The organism is Dokdonia sp. Hel_I_63 (genome assembly GCF_007827285.1).
In the GTDB taxonomy this organism is placed as follows: domain Bacteria; phylum Bacteroidota; class Bacteroidia; order Flavobacteriales; family Flavobacteriaceae; genus Dokdonia.
The window spans coordinates 2,001,282-2,017,453 of sequence record NZ_VISD01000001.1; the positions used below are offsets into that span (position 1 = coordinate 2,001,282).

The following is a 16,172-nucleotide window of genomic DNA, read 5'->3' on the forward strand; positions in this document are numbered from 1 at the left end:
CATCAACCCATGCCATTAGATTATACATGAGAATTTAGTAATAAGTTGGCTCATAATTACCCGTTCTCTTTTTCAACATTAGGTAGGCGGTAGCTTTTTATGGCACCCCAAAAGCCTAGAATAGATAGTACAACGATAACAACCTCTACGGATATCAAGGATAGCGCAGCACTCAAGCCTCCTGTAAAAAGTAAAATAATCCCTATGATGGTGTTACTTACAGAGACATAATTTGTTCTTTCATTTCCCTTTGCCATATCTAAAACATATGTTTTTCTACCTTGACGCACGCCACTGTGCGCAATACCGAGGATAAAGAAAGCCAAGGGATATAACCATAACTGTGCTTTTAAACTAGATGAAAAGCTTACAAGAATGACTAGTACAATACCGCAAAGCGAGGCTATAGTAACTGCATATGCCATCGTATTTTTACTAGATTTATCTGCCAGTTTTCCCCAAGATGGCGAACTCACAATAGAGGCAAGTCCATTTGAGATAATGAGTAACCCTAATAGATAGCTAGTTCCCTCAACGTTATTTTGTGCTAATGTGACGTAAAACGGCGCAGATAGGGCAGAGCAGAGTAATAATGATCTTGCAATCACGAAGTTTCTTAGGTGGCTATCTTCTTTAAGCAGTTTTATATTATCTAGAATACTGTTTTGCTCACTCTCGTCTGTTGTAATGTCTGTTGGAAATTCTTTTATAAAAGCATAAATCACCGCTGCAATGATCCACATGGAAGCTGCAAAAAATATGAGGTTTGTATAAAACTGTATATCCTCATTAGTTTTAGACTTATAAGTAATGTACAAACCTGCAACAAGAACTAAAATACCAGCAAAAGACGAGGTATATCCTCCTAGTTTTCCCCTTCTTGTTTTTGGGATAGTCTTTCCTTTTACATCCTTAGAACTCACAGAAGCTAGAGCACGCGCAAGGCTAAAAATGATTAAACATATAATTATTAACCATCCCGCAGTTTGTTTTTCAAATTGTAATGCTACAATCCCTATTGCAGCAATAGCAAGACCTTGAATAATAGCACCTATAACCCAGATGTACTTACGTATGCGTTTTCTTTTTACATAGTTTGAGATAGCAACTTGCGGGATAAGGGCGCCAGACTCGCGTATAGGGACAATGAGACTTATGAGAAAAACCGGTGCTCCCACATAATTCATGAGCCATGTGAGCACTGTCTTAGGGTTACTAAGAGTATCACCTAGTTTTGTAAAGGTGTGTGTAAAGAGTATGCTAAAGTAATTTGTAGCAACATGTTTACAGGCCTCATCTGTAATGCCTTTACAAACACGCTCATCGCCTTCATTATTTAAGTACTTGTAAAGTTTATTGAGGGAAGATGATGGCATAAAGCGTATTGAGAAAATTACATAATAACAAAGCGATAAATATACGTTTATTATGTCTTTCAGACTTTAATGGAAGTTATTGATGGATTAGTGCGCTTTCGCGAAAGCTACAACTATTGAGAATCCTGTACTTAAAAGAGATGTAGTCTTGTAAGTTGGTATGAATGAATATCCCAAATATGCCATTGTAATCCAATGCTATGAGAGCGTCCTACCTAAGATAATGCGGTCGCCTCTATCTTCAGATGTTACTTGATCCATAAATTTCATATCAAGTTTTTCCAATACTCTTCTTGATGCTAGGTTGTGCGGACTTACAGTGGCTATAATCTGGTCTAGTTGTAGGGTTTCCGCTGCATACAAAATCCAGTGATGACCTATCTCCGTAGCAAAACCTTGACCCCAGTGTCTATCGTTTAATATAAAACCAAATTCACAATACTCTTCATCTTGATACTTAATTTTATGGATACCAGAGACTCCTATAAAACGATTGCTCTCTTTTAATATGATGCACCAGAAGCCAAATACAGGCTCTTGCTCATTTATAAAATCTGTATGAAGTAAGGAATCAAATTCGCTTCTAGTAAAAACGCTGCCTTTTAGTGTAGATGCCATAACGCGATTATTAGTACAAAACATATCTGCAGCATCTTCTAGATGTTTTGGAGATATTGGCTCAAACCTTAGTCTGATAGTTTCTAGCATAAATAATAATCAAAGATTAGGAAGTGGAACTTTATGGATTCTAATCTGCTAATAGTGAATAGCAATTTATCTTACATTAAAGATACAAGAATTTATAGTGAAGCATACGCTTTCGCGAAAGCGTAACAGCAATTGAAATATCTATAAAAAAACAAGCTCTTAATACAATCATGAGCTACAACTTATAGCGCGAGCCAAAGGTTTATAATAGCATAGATTGAATTAAAAGCTTGTAGTAATGGACTAGAACGCTAACTGCTTAGTGCAGCTTTTTTATTCTAATGTCTTATTCCTCATCTTCATCCTCTTGAAACTTGAATTGGTGCGCTTGCTCTAATTTGGCTAGCTGCGTTAATTCGTTCAAGTAATTCTGCTCTTGAATAGAAAAGGTAGTCATCATTTTTGAAGAGCCTCCTGATAAGATAAATGCGATTATTTCATCAATAAGGTTTATGATTTTATCCAACCATTTAGGCAGTTTGATACCTATCATATCAAGAATAGCGTAGATAATCTTTTTAATTTCTTTGATAATTCTATCAATTCCAAGTTTTCCTACGAGGGAACCTATGCTAGGGAACATCCCTTTTGCATTTTTGGCAAGTGATACTCCTGAGCTAATTTTCAAAACTTCAATAACGTCATGTTCTTGTTGTTTTGATGACTTTTTTGAACCTTCTCTAATAAACTGATTGAGTTCAAAAATTTGATTATTAAGTGAAGGAGCAAATGATTGTATCACCGCTTTTTCATCTTCGTCCTCTGCATTTTTTAATGCGTGCTCGGTGATTCCGGATACTAAGGTTTCAAATTCGCTTAAAAATTGTTCAAGAACGTTGTCTGATTTTTTTGTTTCTGTAGGCATGTCAAAAGTTTTATGATTTATATTGACACAAAACTATATTTAGAGCATTGATATGTAGTTAGTTAATTGCTCATCTTCATTGAGCGCAATCTCCCTTTATACAGCGTGAAACAACTATTGGTTCAATAGGTTTTACGATTAGAAGAAGAATCGATTACAGAACTAATTGAGAAATTCTATTTTATCATTGGATTTTCTTCCTCCCATATTTTATACGACTCCTTATCTCCATTAAGCCAGTTTATGTATTGCATAATTAAAATTCCAGAAATCTCATCTCTGTCATAAATATCTCTTTTATTGAAATAGTATGAAAGCCTAGAACCTTCGTTAATATGCCATCTATATTTAATCGTCATACCCAGTCCTCCCATATGTGAATTGAGCATCCATTGATTCTCTTTTTCCAATACTTGCTTTTTTGCATGAAAACTTAAAAAATTATCTAAGGCTACATTAGCTTCATAAATATTTTTAGGAATATAAATCCCATTGATTGAATCAAGAAGGATATCTCTTCTATAATTCTCTAGTCTTAAAGCTCTTCTTTCTTTTATTAGATCACGTGATTTTGTTATACTTTTTGGTCTGAATCTTCCAAAAAAACTATTTATAAATAATCTATCTACTTCTTTTGGAATCATACCATCGATATCAAAGTGTGTATTTTGCAAATAGCCTAGAATTAATTCTCTATCAAATACAGTGGTATCAATTACTAATTTTTCAACTTCAAACGTACCTCCTCTTACTAAGTATCCTTCTAAGTCAATTTTGTTACTTGCCTTATAATATTTATCATCATAATCGATATATTTAAGTTTTGATAAATTGGCAATTCCTTTTGCGATAGTTTTATTTGACTTTATTTCTTTTACATCAGACAAAGCAATATACTTGTCATTGTAATAGTCGAAATATTCAATATTTGATTGTGGAGGAGAAAAGTCTTTCAAAAAGTCAAATATACCGTCAAAGTCAAACAGCTTAATTACTTTTAGTTGCTCAATATCATATTTTATTACTTGTTTTCTTTGATCAACTAAATAGATAAAACCATTATTTACTAACAAGAAATTATTTTTTAGAAATATTTCTTTCTCATTATCTGGGATTCCTGATTTTAAAGTGGCGATTCTTTCTATTTGAGATTTTGTATACATCAGGCCACAATCTTCGTTGCTGTAATTGCAATTGGTAAACTCACTAGTGCTGTATGACTCAACTAGTTTTCCGTGTTTGTAAATAGTTACATTATTAAAATCATCCCCTTCATAATTCTTGTGATTAGTAAAATATATAATTGTGCTTCCATCATTAGATAGAACTAATCTAAATTTTGCATTTTTATATAAATCAAATGATCTGTTTAGGGTATATAATTTTTCACCATTTTTATAAACTTCTGAAAAACCTCTGGTTGTTGCAATTTCATTGTCGTAGGAAGTTGACTTAATAAAAGCCTGCCCATTTTCTGAGTAGGTGATAGATATAGGAACTTTACCAGATGTGGCTTGAGCTTTTAAGTTGTACCCTAGAAAAATTATGAGGACTAAGCATAGAAGTTTTTTCATGTAGGTTTTGACTATAATTATATATTTCCGTTGACTTATATCACGATGTAATAAAAAGCCTTTACATTGAAACTTAAAATTAGTTTAAAAGTTTTGACTATCAGTTAGATGTATGTAATTCAGAACGTAAATTCTTAATTTACATTTTTTTTATAATAACACACAAGTAATCATAGTGAAGCATACGCTTTCGCGAAAGCGTAACAACATCACAGTAATCGTATTTACAAAATCACTATGCACCTAAAAACCCTACCCACCAATCAACTCATAGATATTACCGTCATTGATTGCAGAAATAGGCAATAGCTTCTTATCTAAATTCGTTGTTTTATTTTTACCAATAGTCGACACTCTTTTGCCTTCTATAAAGTTGGAGCTTATGTTACCGGCGCCATCTTTTGCGGCGTTGCTGTAGTTGTTGTATTCAGAGCCTATGAGCATATAGTCGTTGTATGTTTTATCATATTTGATTTTTAACTCATAATCATGCTCTTTAGATTCGTGCTTCACACTGATCACATTTGCTCTGGCAACTTTTATTCTTCGGTTAGGGTTTACATGTAAAAAGACCGAAGTCAAATTACCGGTTTGGCTCTTGAGTACGAAAGAACCATCTGCTTGTCCTTCAAAAATCGCAAGGCGCACATCTTTTGTGTTTGAGTAGTCTCTGTCGTTTTTTCCGCTGGCTAGTAATACCGCATAATCAGAAATGCCGTCTTTATTAAAATCTGACATTACTTTATTAAGTTCATTTCTAGAAATCACAAGTTCGTAATCGCTCGGGATGAAATCATTAAAACGTTTGATTTTGCTTTTGACTTCTTCAATGGATTTTATTGTTGGTTGTACAACTTCTTTTTTCTTTGGAAGCTGCTCCTTCTTTTCGGTGTTATTGCAAGAAATTAATACGATTGAAAGGAGTAGAAGTGTTAGTCTGTTCATTGGTGTGGTAATCTAAGGTTGTAAATGCTGTTACTGGGTTATTTTAAATACTAGGTGTTGCTGGTTGATTTGCTACTTTGAAATTGCTTTTTGCACTTCAAGTGGTCTATCGGTTGCGAAAACGTCTATGCCAAGCTTTGTCCATTCGTTATAGAGTACATCGCCTCTTGCTTTGGCTTTTTTATCAAGGTTACCTAAAGTTCCTAGCATACACATCACTCCCTTTTCATGCAACTTGGCATATAATGATGGATCTGATTCTATGGTTCCCGTAAAAGCGACCATATTTTTCCATGGAATGCCAGAGCTAGCAGCTGTATCAAACTCTTTCATATTTCTAATGCTAACAGAAAGTACAACCTCAGGATTTAACTTGTAAAGTTGCTGTGCCGTCTCCATAGAGTAAGTAATAATCACCGATTGCGCTAAGGCATCATTTTCCTCTATGAAACGGAGTACAAGTTCTGGATCAACGCTGCGCTTGATGTCAACCGTGAGTATAGCATTTTCCTTTTTTGCCCAGTCTAGCACATCTTTAAATAACGGGATTTGATAATCAGTGATGGAGTCAAAATCATCTTTAAGGTGGAGTTGGGAGAGTGTTTCCCAATCTTTCTGGTCCACTCTTCCAGAGCCAGTTGTTGTTCTTTCTAGCGAACTGTCATGCATAAGAAATAGAACGCCATCTTCACTACTTGCCACGTCAATTTCAAACAACGCGTTTGGAATAGACTCTTTGATGTATTTCATGGTTTCTAAGCAGTTCTCAGGGTAGCCTGCATAACTTTTACCACCACGATGCGCACTGATTAAGGTCTCGCCATCCTCAGTATAACTAAAGAACTCTTGTAGCGTATTTGTTTTCTTAGTTGACGGAGTGCATCCTGCAATAAGAATTCCAAATAGGAGTAGGGGAAGTAGTAGTTTATTCATTGGTGTGGTTGAATTGGGATTTTGGTTTTGTAAACTTAAAAATAAGGAATTGTAGAGGTTGTTAATCAGGGTTCGGTATTATTGTTAGCTATTCTTAATAAAATCTTCTTTTTGGGATTATCTAGTTTTCGATTGATCAATTCCTTTTTTTAATCTCCAGATGCCAATTCCAATTAATAATAGTGGTATTATACCAATAAGAGCTCCGGTATTTAATAAGAGTAAACCAAAGATCAATGGTAGTATGATCATTGCAATTCCTATAGCAATATTCTCTTTACCTTTTACTTGAAGACTAATATGAATCAATTGAGCATATTCAGGACTAATACCATAGTCCTCTTTTAATTTTATATCAATTTCATCTTCTGACATTAATGATTTTCGATAGCTTAAAATAGTATCAAATAAAGCATCATCTGAAATATGATATTTAATAGAAATTAAATATTTGGTTATATCTAAAGCTCCATGTATTTCATTTCTATCAATAAGCTCTTCTTGCAGTAAAGGAATATATTCAGGCTTTATAGACTTAAGCTCTAGCACTAGTTTTAATAGTTCTTCCGTAGTAAAATTTTTATAATTTTCCTTTATTGAATTGCTTTCCATTTCTTTTCAAGAAGTATTATTGGTGGGTTATTAGGCTTTGTATACCTTTTAAATTGGAAATTATAAAATCACCTTCGTTTCACCTTCAATATGCATAGATTTTAAGTAGTGCGACCAACTTAATATAATGTTTTCATTTTCTGATATCCGAGACGTTGTTTCGGATATCAATAACGCAGACAACGTTTGCGGTTTGTTCTTTTTATATTTTGTAGAGAGCTTTTCGGATTTCTCATAAGTCAAATAGAACTTACGCATATTCTCTTAATTATCTAAAAGAATAAACCCTTTACTCAATCTTCAATGACAATAACACCCTTTGGTTTTCTATGTCTACATCTATTTCGTAGGCATATTTCCCATTTTCTAAGAGTCTTTCTCCTACATAATCTATAGGCTGATATGTAAAAGTTTCTCCATCAATTTGAAACTCAACAAAACCATATCTGTAAGCCGACTCAAAAACAATATACTCAGAGCTAGTGCCAGCAGCTAAATCCCCAAAATCAACTAAGTCGCCAGTGGTGCTAACTTGTATATTGTCATAATCAAAAGTGCTTACGTTTGTAATTCGTAGTTGTAAATTGTCTGGACTTGCATCATCATCTGATGAACATGCTAATAAAGTGAAGCTGATGAGTACTAAAAACAATAATTTTTTCATGATTAATTTTTGATTGTAATGAATGGTTTGTTAGTTGTTTGGCAATAGTAAAGTTCCGTATAAGTCTTACCAATTGCAAATTATAAAATTACCTCCGAAATAAGGCAGATAGCAAAACAAAATCCGGAAATCCTTAAGGCGTAGATGTAGCAATTAGGTAATTACTGAGAGACGATGAAATAATCTTACTTTTTAACCCAATTCCTTACTCACACTCTGCTTGCGTTGTTTTGTTTTTCCATTGGATCCAATACTCTTGTAATCCCTCAGGTGTCGTTATTAGTTTGCTTATCACTAATTTATGACCTGTCATAGTCACTGCTTCAAGTTCTTTTTTTCTTCTAGCTAATGCAGGTGTGTGATTCCAGCCTCCTACGTGGTCAAAAGAAGTATAAGCATCGCATGGCTCATTAACAGTTGTAAAGGGTATCTCAAGCATGTAAACGACTTTACCGCTTCCCATTCCTTGAGTGCTCATGGTTATGGAAGAAAAATCTACTTTTTTATATTTTTCTTCACGATAGAGTTCTTTTAGCTTGTTTCCTACGGCATTACTCATGGTGTTAGAAAATTGATGCGCAACATCATCTCCATTTATAAACTCAGCTCCGGAGTATGAACCACTACAACCATTATCTGTGCAGCGTATTCCATTATTTTCTTGATGAGTCATTGCTAAGATAGAAGCAGGCTGTTTTTCATTCTTACAAGAAACAGACAACAAGAACACAGATAAAATAACAAAGAAGATTCTCAAGAGGATGGGTTTAAGTTTGTTTAGTACTAGTTTTTCTTTCCGCAAACTTGCTAGCGTTGGCAAGGCATACTCTTTTGCAATTTTTGGCGTAGCGTTAGATGGTGCGAATTGCGAATGTGTATGGCTTTTAGCGTTAGCATTATATTTCTTGTAATTCTATTATTTTCCATTTATCGCCCGCATAAATAGCTCTAGCATTTACTCTACAGTCAGAAATTTTTTTGTGTTTTTCCAAAAGGTATTTCGGAACATAATAGTCACCAATAAAAGCAAAGTCTGGAATAACTTCTTCATAATTATAGTTCTTATACTTCATTACCATTAATCCTGTAATGTCCTTGCGTAAATTTGGATTGATTTCTTCAGTTAGCTCAATATTCAAAACTTTCAATCTCAATTTTCTGTCTTTGCCCGTTTTTGAAGCATAAGAAATCTTAACAAAATCTCCTTCCTCTGGTCTGAGTTCTGTTTCTGAGCATTTGACAATTCCTTGCAACTTGGAAGAAATTACAAAGTGAAACAATTGTTTCTCTTCATTCACTCCATCAACGATAGCTATTTGGGTTTGAAATTTTGAAATAGCACAATCTTTGTCAACTTTCTGAATTTGACGTAATTCCGTTCTAATTTTATCTTTTACTTTTCTAGTGTAAATTTTTGCAGTAACAAAATCTCCAATTTGCAATTGAGTTTTGATTTGAGGAAAAAAGACTTCTTTGTTTTCTGTTGTAATTGCGTGAACTATATTTTTTCCTTTGTTTATGTAATCAATTATAGCTGTAGTATCTTCCAAGATACTCCATTGTTCTTTTTCTGTTTTATTCGCTAAGAGAGGAATATACTTGTGTTCTATAGCAATAGTTTTTCCCAACCAAGCAAATTTTACTTCTACTTCTTTTTTAATTTCTTGTTTGTGAAGTTTAAACTGCAAAACCTGTCCTAATTCAGTTTTTTTTAAAATTTCAAAACGATTTTTACCAATTACAAATTCTATTGTTTTACCATCCGTAAAAGTCAATCGTTCTTTTCCTTTCTTATCTTTCCATTTATCTGCTAAAACAACTTCAGTCCAATTAAAATCCGCATAGGTATAGTCTTCTGCAAAAGGAATATATTTTTTATAAAGTTCTCGATTGTCTTTTAAATTTAGTTCTATGGAACTTGTTTTTTTATGTAATTCATCGAAAATTGGAGAAAGTTTCCAACCTTTGATTTCTCTATGATTCTTGTAAGATTCAAGTTCTATGAGTGCATTTTCTAATAGTTTTTCACTAATTAATGCACTTGCTAAATCTAAATGAATATCACCTAAAAAGTCTTCGTTTTTTTCTAAACTCAATGCTTTAGATAACATTCCTATTTTTATAGGATTATCTGAAATAATACAGTTTGAAAATTCTTGCCAAACATAGTGTTTGGTGGAAAGCTCTAATACAAGTTGTTTGTATATTTTGATTGCTAATTCCAATTCATTGTTTTTGAAGTGTAGCAATGCTTTTTCTCTTAACAGCCATTCATCATCTGGAAATAATTTAATTGCTGTTTCATATGGTTGAATAAGCCAAGACAAATTCTGTTCTGATGTTTGAGATTTTAGAACTTCAAACGCTTTTTTTAATACTTTAGTTGCTAGTGGTTTGTATGTGTTTTCATCTTTTTTTGTTTTTTTCCAATCGGCAGGTCTTAAATTTTCTGGATTCCAATTTTTGAAAAAGTTATGAAAACGCCATTCGTCATTTTCTTTCATAAACCTTTCCGAAAGATTTAAAATTTCGGAATGCCATTTTGATTGTACGTATTTTGAATATTTGATGTTGTATTGTTCAAATAAATACCATAAGTCAGAAAATCTATTTTCCTTGTGAGCATTGAAAAGGTTCCAAAAAAATGTTTCTCTAAAAAAGTTCAAAACAGTTTCTTCGTCAAGGTTTATTTTGTCTAAAAACTCATCAAAATCAAATTTGGTATTTGAGTTTACAAACTCTCTGCAAATGCGTGAAATAAGAGAAGGAATACTTTTATCATCTTTGTATCCATCGTGTAAATCTTCGTGGCGAAGATTGTCAGGATTCCACAAAAGGAAAAAGTTGTAAAACTTAAAGTCGTTGTGTGTTTTAGAATAGTTTAAAGCAAAATTTAAAATCATAGAATGTAATAACGAAGGGCGTTCATTTTTTAAATTCATATAATCTCTTAAAAAAGTTCTGACTTGAATTGATGTCAGTTCTTTTTCATCATTTTTTATATGTCTGTAAATTACCCATCCATATGCTTCGTGATGTAAATCGCTTAGAAGGTTTTCAGAAATAAGTTGTTTAAAAATATTAAGTGCTTCTTGGTGATTGTTGTTTTTGCTTAATTCTTCGGCTTTGTTAATTTCTTGATAATTTATATCAATCCTTGGTTTTAGATATTTTTTTTGACTTTCAATAATATCGTCAGGATAATCAAATTGAATAATGTTCAATTGGTTAAAATGAATCAAAGCTTGATTCAAATTATTAAGAGGTATGTAATATTTGCATAAGTCAATTAAAACCCAAGCAAATGCTTTTTGAATCCATTCATCATCAGGTTCTAACTGATAAAGATTGTTCGCTATTTTAAGAGCTTCATTTAATTTGTTGGCTTTGTTAATTCCGATTAATTCCTTAGCTTGATTTCTAAGTTCAAATACTGTTATTGAGTCCATTAGAAACTAGTTTTTTTGTTTTAATATTTCTTGAAATTGCTCCCAAATTTTAGGTTCATCATAAAATGAAGCTAAAACAGTTGAATAGAAACCGTCTCCATCATAATACATATCAACGATTAATGAGTGTTCTAAACTTTTTATTTTTATTGTGTCTTTGTAAGGTGCTTGAATTATAAAAGCAAAGTCCATATCATTTGAGTTCAAAGCGATTTTTAAAACTTTGTACGCACTTTTTCTCCAATCATCTTTAATGAATTCAAAGTCCTTAATCGAATTATTGGCAGTAAGAACTTCTAATACTTCATCTCCGAATTCTTTAGGTTCGGATTTCATAAGTGTAGGGCGTTTAAATTGACCTTTTTTATTGTAGTAAATTGAGATTGTTGCAATTTCTCCATCACTTCCTTTAACTTCATAAAGTTCTTGGTAGTTAGGATGATTAATCAGATTGACCTTTAGTTTCTTTGATTCTAATTTTGAATTAACAAATTGATGCAACTGAAGTAAGGAAGATGTAATCTCTTCATGTGGGAAATTAAACTTTTGAGAAATATCCTTATTACTTAAGGTTAAATCGGCTGTTAAATCGGAAACGAAAAATAGCTTTTTATCATTTTTCTGAACTATTGTAGAAGGCTTAATATCCATTTTAATAAATGGATTTATTGATTCATAGTTTATTAAGTTGACTTTATGAGTTGCTCTTATTAAACCTGTGTAAATCCATTTAAAATATGTTTCATTAGTTTTTCCGCCACCAGTTTCTACGTTAAAAAATACTTCATCCCATTTATAGGACATTGCTTTGTGTACAGTCAAAGCCCAACCAAATCTTAATTGAGCAGAATTTTTGTACTTGTAAAACTCTGACGAAGGCTTATTACTTAATAACTTTTGAATTTTTCTATTGATTTTAGTTTTTACCCTTTCCCCATTTTCTAACTTTTTCAAAAGTTCTGTTAGTTCATCATCTGAATGAAGTTTACCACTTTTAAAGTTCTCTAACTCTTTTTCTGCAAGTTGATTTAAAAGAATTTTATAAGAAATGGTTTCATCTTTTGAAAGTTCTCCTTTGTCACTTAACCTAAAATTCTCAAAACTGAAAAATTTCAAATTATGCCCAGAATCTTGAAGTTTGATATTTACTTCCCTGAAAGTTAAATTAGTTTTTAAGTTGTTTTTTATTATTGGTTCGGATACTGAAGTTACTGTACCAAATTGACCGTTATATATTTTTTTTGGTTCAGCAAAAGGATCGTTTTCATCTTCTACACGTATATTATTGCTGAAAATCATTAAATCATTTTCCGATAAATCAGTTCCGTTCTTAAGAATTGATTTTTTAATCCAAAAGTTAATTTCTTGAGCATCATAATTTGAGAAACTCAAAATGTGTGCATTTGAGTTGTTTTTTAAACTATTTGAAATTGTAGTAAGTAAATCTTTCTTTTGCAATTTCTTAAAGCTTTCTCCAATTTTAAAAGACAGATTATTAAACCTTTCTTGTCTAATGCAGTTAACTGCTGAAAGTGCTTGTTTGACAATCTCTGATCTGTTCTCTTTATCTATAAGTTGAAATGCTCTTGTTTTACATTCGTACCTTTCTTCTAAATAAGCTGGGTTTAAAGCACTTTCTTCTTTTTTGCCTATAGATAACTGAAAGCTATCTCCAACAAAAATCAATTTTCTTTTAGTGTTTTTCAAATCGGAAAACAAAATAAAGTCTTGAAGTAATTTTCCAGAACCAAACCTCAAATCTATTGACTGATAATAGTTATCTGAAACCAAGTTTGATTCATCAACTATATATATTGTTGACTCGTCATCCTCATTATCTTTTAAACCTAATATGTCAAAATAATAATCCTTTGGATATTTCTTTTTTAATTCTTGAATATCTACTTTGTTTTTGTGAATGTCAAAATACCCATCTTTAGTTTCTTTTAAAGATATTTCTTCTCCATCTTCATTAAATAGAATCAAGAAAAGTTCAGGATTACTGCTGTATATTTGAGAATACATACTATTAAATTCCTGATTACTTTCCTTTTGTAAGTTGTTGGCTATTCTGGCAGAAGAAGTATAACATTTTACTTCAGGAATTTCATTGTTAAATGCAATATCTTGAATGAAAGGAACTAAATGAGTTTTACCACTCAAAGAAGTACCTTGAAGCACAAATATTTGTTCATCTTCCGATTTGATAAAAGATGTGATTTCTTTTAAAGCAGATTTTTGGTCTGAATACAAGTTGTCAAAATCTAATTCAGTTGAGTAGTCATTGTAATTGACTGTTTCCTCGTACATTTCATTTAAGTCAAATTTGTCAGCTCGAAAAACTTCTTTGAATAGATTAAATGATTCATTTGATAATGAAACTTGTTTGTCTGTAATATCAATAATGTCTCTAATCTTTTCAAGATAATTGCTTTTATCAATCACGAAGAAATTTAATTCCTCCTTGGAAGGAATTGCACCTATTAGTTCAATTTCTTTTTGAAAACATACTGCTCTAACCGTATGAAATGGGTTAAATAAGTCGGATTTAGGAAATTTGTTTTTAATGTTTTTGTCGAATACTTTTATAAATTTTTCTTTTTGATTTTTTAACTGAACAAAAGGATTTATTGAACTTCCGCCTTTTATGATATCGCCTTTTTGATTAGTCCATCTTCCAAATTCAAATTCCGATTTTGCATTTTTTGGCAATGTGATTTTACCGTCAAAATTTTTAAAGTCTATTATACAAACTGCATTTTGAGTTACAAGCAAAGCATCTATTTGAAGTCTTTTGTCAGTTTCACATTCAGAATTTGCAATTAGAAGTCCGTCAAGCGAATACTTGTCAAAAAGATTTTTAAGATTTTCTGCAAACTCACGAAAAAACGTGTTTTCATAATTTTTTGAGGCTGTTCCTTTTCTTATTTCAAGCATCTTTATTTTTCAGTTTTGGATATCAAAATACAGCCTTCTTTTATTTGCACATTATGGCTTTCCATATTCATTTTAAGCGTTGGCAAATAAAACAGCTCTTTTGGTTTTTTTAGCGTTGGTTTATGTGTCGGCAAAAAACCAAATGTACTGTTTGTGAGTTGGCGTTTTTAGTTCAAATGTTCAATTTTAGCACAATTTCCACATTATGCACAACGTCTCCGTACATGAAACGTAGCTTATAAAAAGGCACTACATTTTGGATTTAACGCTGAGCTAAATTTTTATATTTTGTTTAACTTTTCTATCATAGAGCCAAATTAAAAATTTTGTGGTCTTTGAAAATACTTACAAAAATTTCAGGTTAACACTTATTAGTTATGTCTTTAACCCAATTCTTAGTTGGGCTTAGTTTTTTCTATACTTATTAAATACATAACGACCTAAAGAGTCTAAATCTTGAAAAATTGAGTATTCATTAATTCCGCAACTTTCAAGAGTCTCACGAATACTTTTAACTTTTTTTCTAGGAATCAAAATTTTATTTAGTCTAACAGATTCGTCTAGGTTAGTTTCAATACGTTCGTAATAACCTTGTCCTCCGTAGGGGTGGATGCTAAACCAACCTGATTGGGAAGAAACTCGTTGTATTATATCAGCTGGCTTAAATAATTTTAACTCATTTAATTTAAAGGGATTCTTACTTAAATCAGTTAATAAAAAATTGCTATTTCTCTGCAAACTTAAAACCCAAACTACAGCGAATTCTTCAGAGTCTTTTAATTCTACGTTTGTCGCAAAAAAGAGCGCAGTCAAAGCATTTTCAGTCCAATCCAATAATCTTGTTGGGATTCCATAATGTTGAGCTATAGTCAGGTGTTCAAGTTTCAGAGTTGGATTGTATTTGATATGAGCTAAAGATTTAGAACTAAATTCATCTAACATTCTTTGTTCGTCTTTTTCTCGACTCTTCTGAAATAGATGTCTAGCTATTTTAGGTATCAGAGCTTTGTCAACAGTTTGACCTCTAAATAGAATTATCCTATTCCTATCGTCAATTCGTGTTTCCAATTCCTTAACAAACTCTGATAAAGAAGTTATTTCTGTTGTATGATATTCTTTCATTTCTAAATTAAGCCTAATTTTAATACCCAAGCAATCTACCAAATCCCCAGCCACAAACCAATGAATATCAGTTGATAAAAGATTATTTAAGATTGCCATTTATTGCTGTAAATAATCAATACCTACAAGCAAACCACTAATCTACCACCTCAAATCCAAACTCCCATGCGGTAATCCTCATTTAGGGCCAAATAATTGAAAATAAGTAGTTTTTCTTGTAAATAGGGAAGGAGTGCGCTGTGATTTTTAGCGCTTGCGAGGATCATTTTCTAAGATGGCATATTCATAGTTATCTGCCCAGCCAGTGCTTAGTGGTAATATCTGCCTGCATCTGCCTTCTCTGGTCATGCCTACTTTTTCTAGAACTTTATAAGAGCCTATATTTTCTACTGCGCAGCCAGCTGCTACGCGGTGCAGGTGTTGGCTGTCAAAACAAAAATCGAGAATGCATTGTGTTGCTTCGGTAGCATAGCCGTTGTTCCAGTAGTCGCGGTGTATTTTATACCATATTTCGGCTCTTTGGTATTTTGGGCTTCCTATTTTGAGTCCGTAGAGTCCTATAAATTTATGGTCTTCGGTGCGCACGATGGCAAGAGTGTGATTTGTGATGTTTTCTTGCTGGTTTTCTGCTATCCAGGGTGTGATAATCGCCTTGGTTATTGCGATGTTCTCTGGAATGCCAAGGGCGTTATAAGCATCTGTTTCTGGTAAGGAGTGCAGGTTGTGTATCACATCAAGATCTGCGATTGTGATAGGGCGTAGGGTGATTCGTTCGGTGGTGAGTGGGAAGTGATTCATGGGTATTAAAGATACTATTTCGGCAGCAGTCACGCTGTAAAAACCAACCACTAACCACATTACTCATAAAAACATCTGGGTATAACGCGAGACATTTTCGCGAAAGCGTACTGCACCCACAATGCTATAAACGCCTACTGGCTGTAAGGTTACAGAGGAGTTGCCGACAGATGTGTAATAATTAAATCC

The 16,172-nt window shown here is 32.6% G+C and carries 13 protein-coding genes; all 13 read right to left on the minus strand.

Annotation, left to right across the window (positions count from 1 at the left end; all coding sequences use genetic code 11):
• Positions 1-56: 56 nt before the first annotated feature.
• Entirely contained in the window at positions 57-1,376 is a 1,320-nt protein-coding gene (locus tag JM84_RS08785; protein WP_144783756.1) for an MFS transporter, read from the minus strand.
• A gap of 198 nt (positions 1,377-1,574) precedes the next feature.
• A complete protein-coding gene (locus tag JM84_RS08790; RefSeq protein WP_144783758.1) occupies positions 1,575-2,084 on the minus strand; it encodes a GNAT family N-acetyltransferase in 510 nt (169 codons plus the stop codon).
• A gap of 286 nt (positions 2,085-2,370) precedes the next feature.
• On the minus strand, positions 2,371-2,949 hold the full coding sequence (locus JM84_RS08795; RefSeq protein ID WP_035337299.1) for a hypothetical protein: 579 nt from the start codon (positions 2,947-2,949) through the stop codon (positions 2,371-2,373).
• A 176-nt stretch (positions 2,950-3,125) separates the two neighbouring features.
• A complete protein-coding gene (locus JM84_RS08800; protein WP_144783760.1) occupies positions 3,126-4,523 on the minus strand; it encodes a DUF6794 domain-containing protein in 1,398 nt (465 codons plus the stop codon).
• Positions 4,524-4,775: 252 nt separating this feature from the next.
• The gene (locus JM84_RS08805; protein ID WP_144783762.1) at positions 4,776-5,468 is read right to left on the minus strand and encodes a hypothetical protein; all 693 of its coding nucleotides are present in this window, start codon (positions 5,466-5,468) and stop codon (positions 4,776-4,778) included.
• A 72-nt stretch (positions 5,469-5,540) separates the two neighbouring features.
• A complete protein-coding gene (locus JM84_RS08810) occupies positions 5,541-6,401 on the minus strand; it encodes a glycerophosphodiester phosphodiesterase family protein (protein ID WP_144783764.1) in 861 nt (286 codons plus the stop codon).
• A 117-nt stretch (positions 6,402-6,518) separates the two neighbouring features.
• On the minus strand, positions 6,519-7,013 hold the full coding sequence (locus tag JM84_RS08815) for a hypothetical protein (protein ID WP_144783766.1): 495 nt from the start codon (positions 7,011-7,013) through the stop codon (positions 6,519-6,521).
• A 289-nt stretch (positions 7,014-7,302) separates the two neighbouring features.
• On the minus strand, positions 7,303-7,677 hold the full coding sequence (locus JM84_RS08820; protein ID WP_144783768.1) for a hypothetical protein: 375 nt from the start codon (positions 7,675-7,677) through the stop codon (positions 7,303-7,305).
• A gap of 205 nt (positions 7,678-7,882) precedes the next feature.
• Positions 7,883-8,434, minus strand: coding sequence for a hypothetical protein (locus tag JM84_RS08825; RefSeq protein WP_144783770.1), 552 nt, complete (start codon positions 8,432-8,434; stop codon positions 7,883-7,885).
• A gap of 139 nt (positions 8,435-8,573) precedes the next feature.
• Positions 8,574-11,126: a DUF7017 domain-containing protein gene (locus JM84_RS08830; protein ID WP_144783772.1), complete on the minus strand. Its 2,553-nt coding sequence runs from the start codon at positions 11,124-11,126 to the stop codon at positions 8,574-8,576.
• A 6-nt stretch (positions 11,127-11,132) separates the two neighbouring features.
• The gene (locus JM84_RS08835; protein ID WP_144783774.1) at positions 11,133-14,063 is read right to left on the minus strand and encodes an NERD domain-containing protein; all 2,931 of its coding nucleotides are present in this window, start codon (positions 14,061-14,063) and stop codon (positions 11,133-11,135) included.
• Positions 14,064-14,468: 405 nt separating this feature from the next.
• Positions 14,469-15,284 (minus strand): FRG domain-containing protein, encoded by an 816-nt coding sequence (locus JM84_RS08840; RefSeq protein WP_144783776.1) that lies wholly within the window; start codon positions 15,282-15,284, stop codon positions 14,469-14,471.
• Positions 15,285-15,431: 147 nt separating this feature from the next.
• On the minus strand, positions 15,432-16,043 hold the full coding sequence (locus tag JM84_RS08845; RefSeq protein ID WP_261375715.1) for a GNAT family N-acetyltransferase: 612 nt from the start codon (positions 16,041-16,043) through the stop codon (positions 15,432-15,434).
• Between the last annotated feature and the right edge of the window lie 129 nt (positions 16,044-16,172).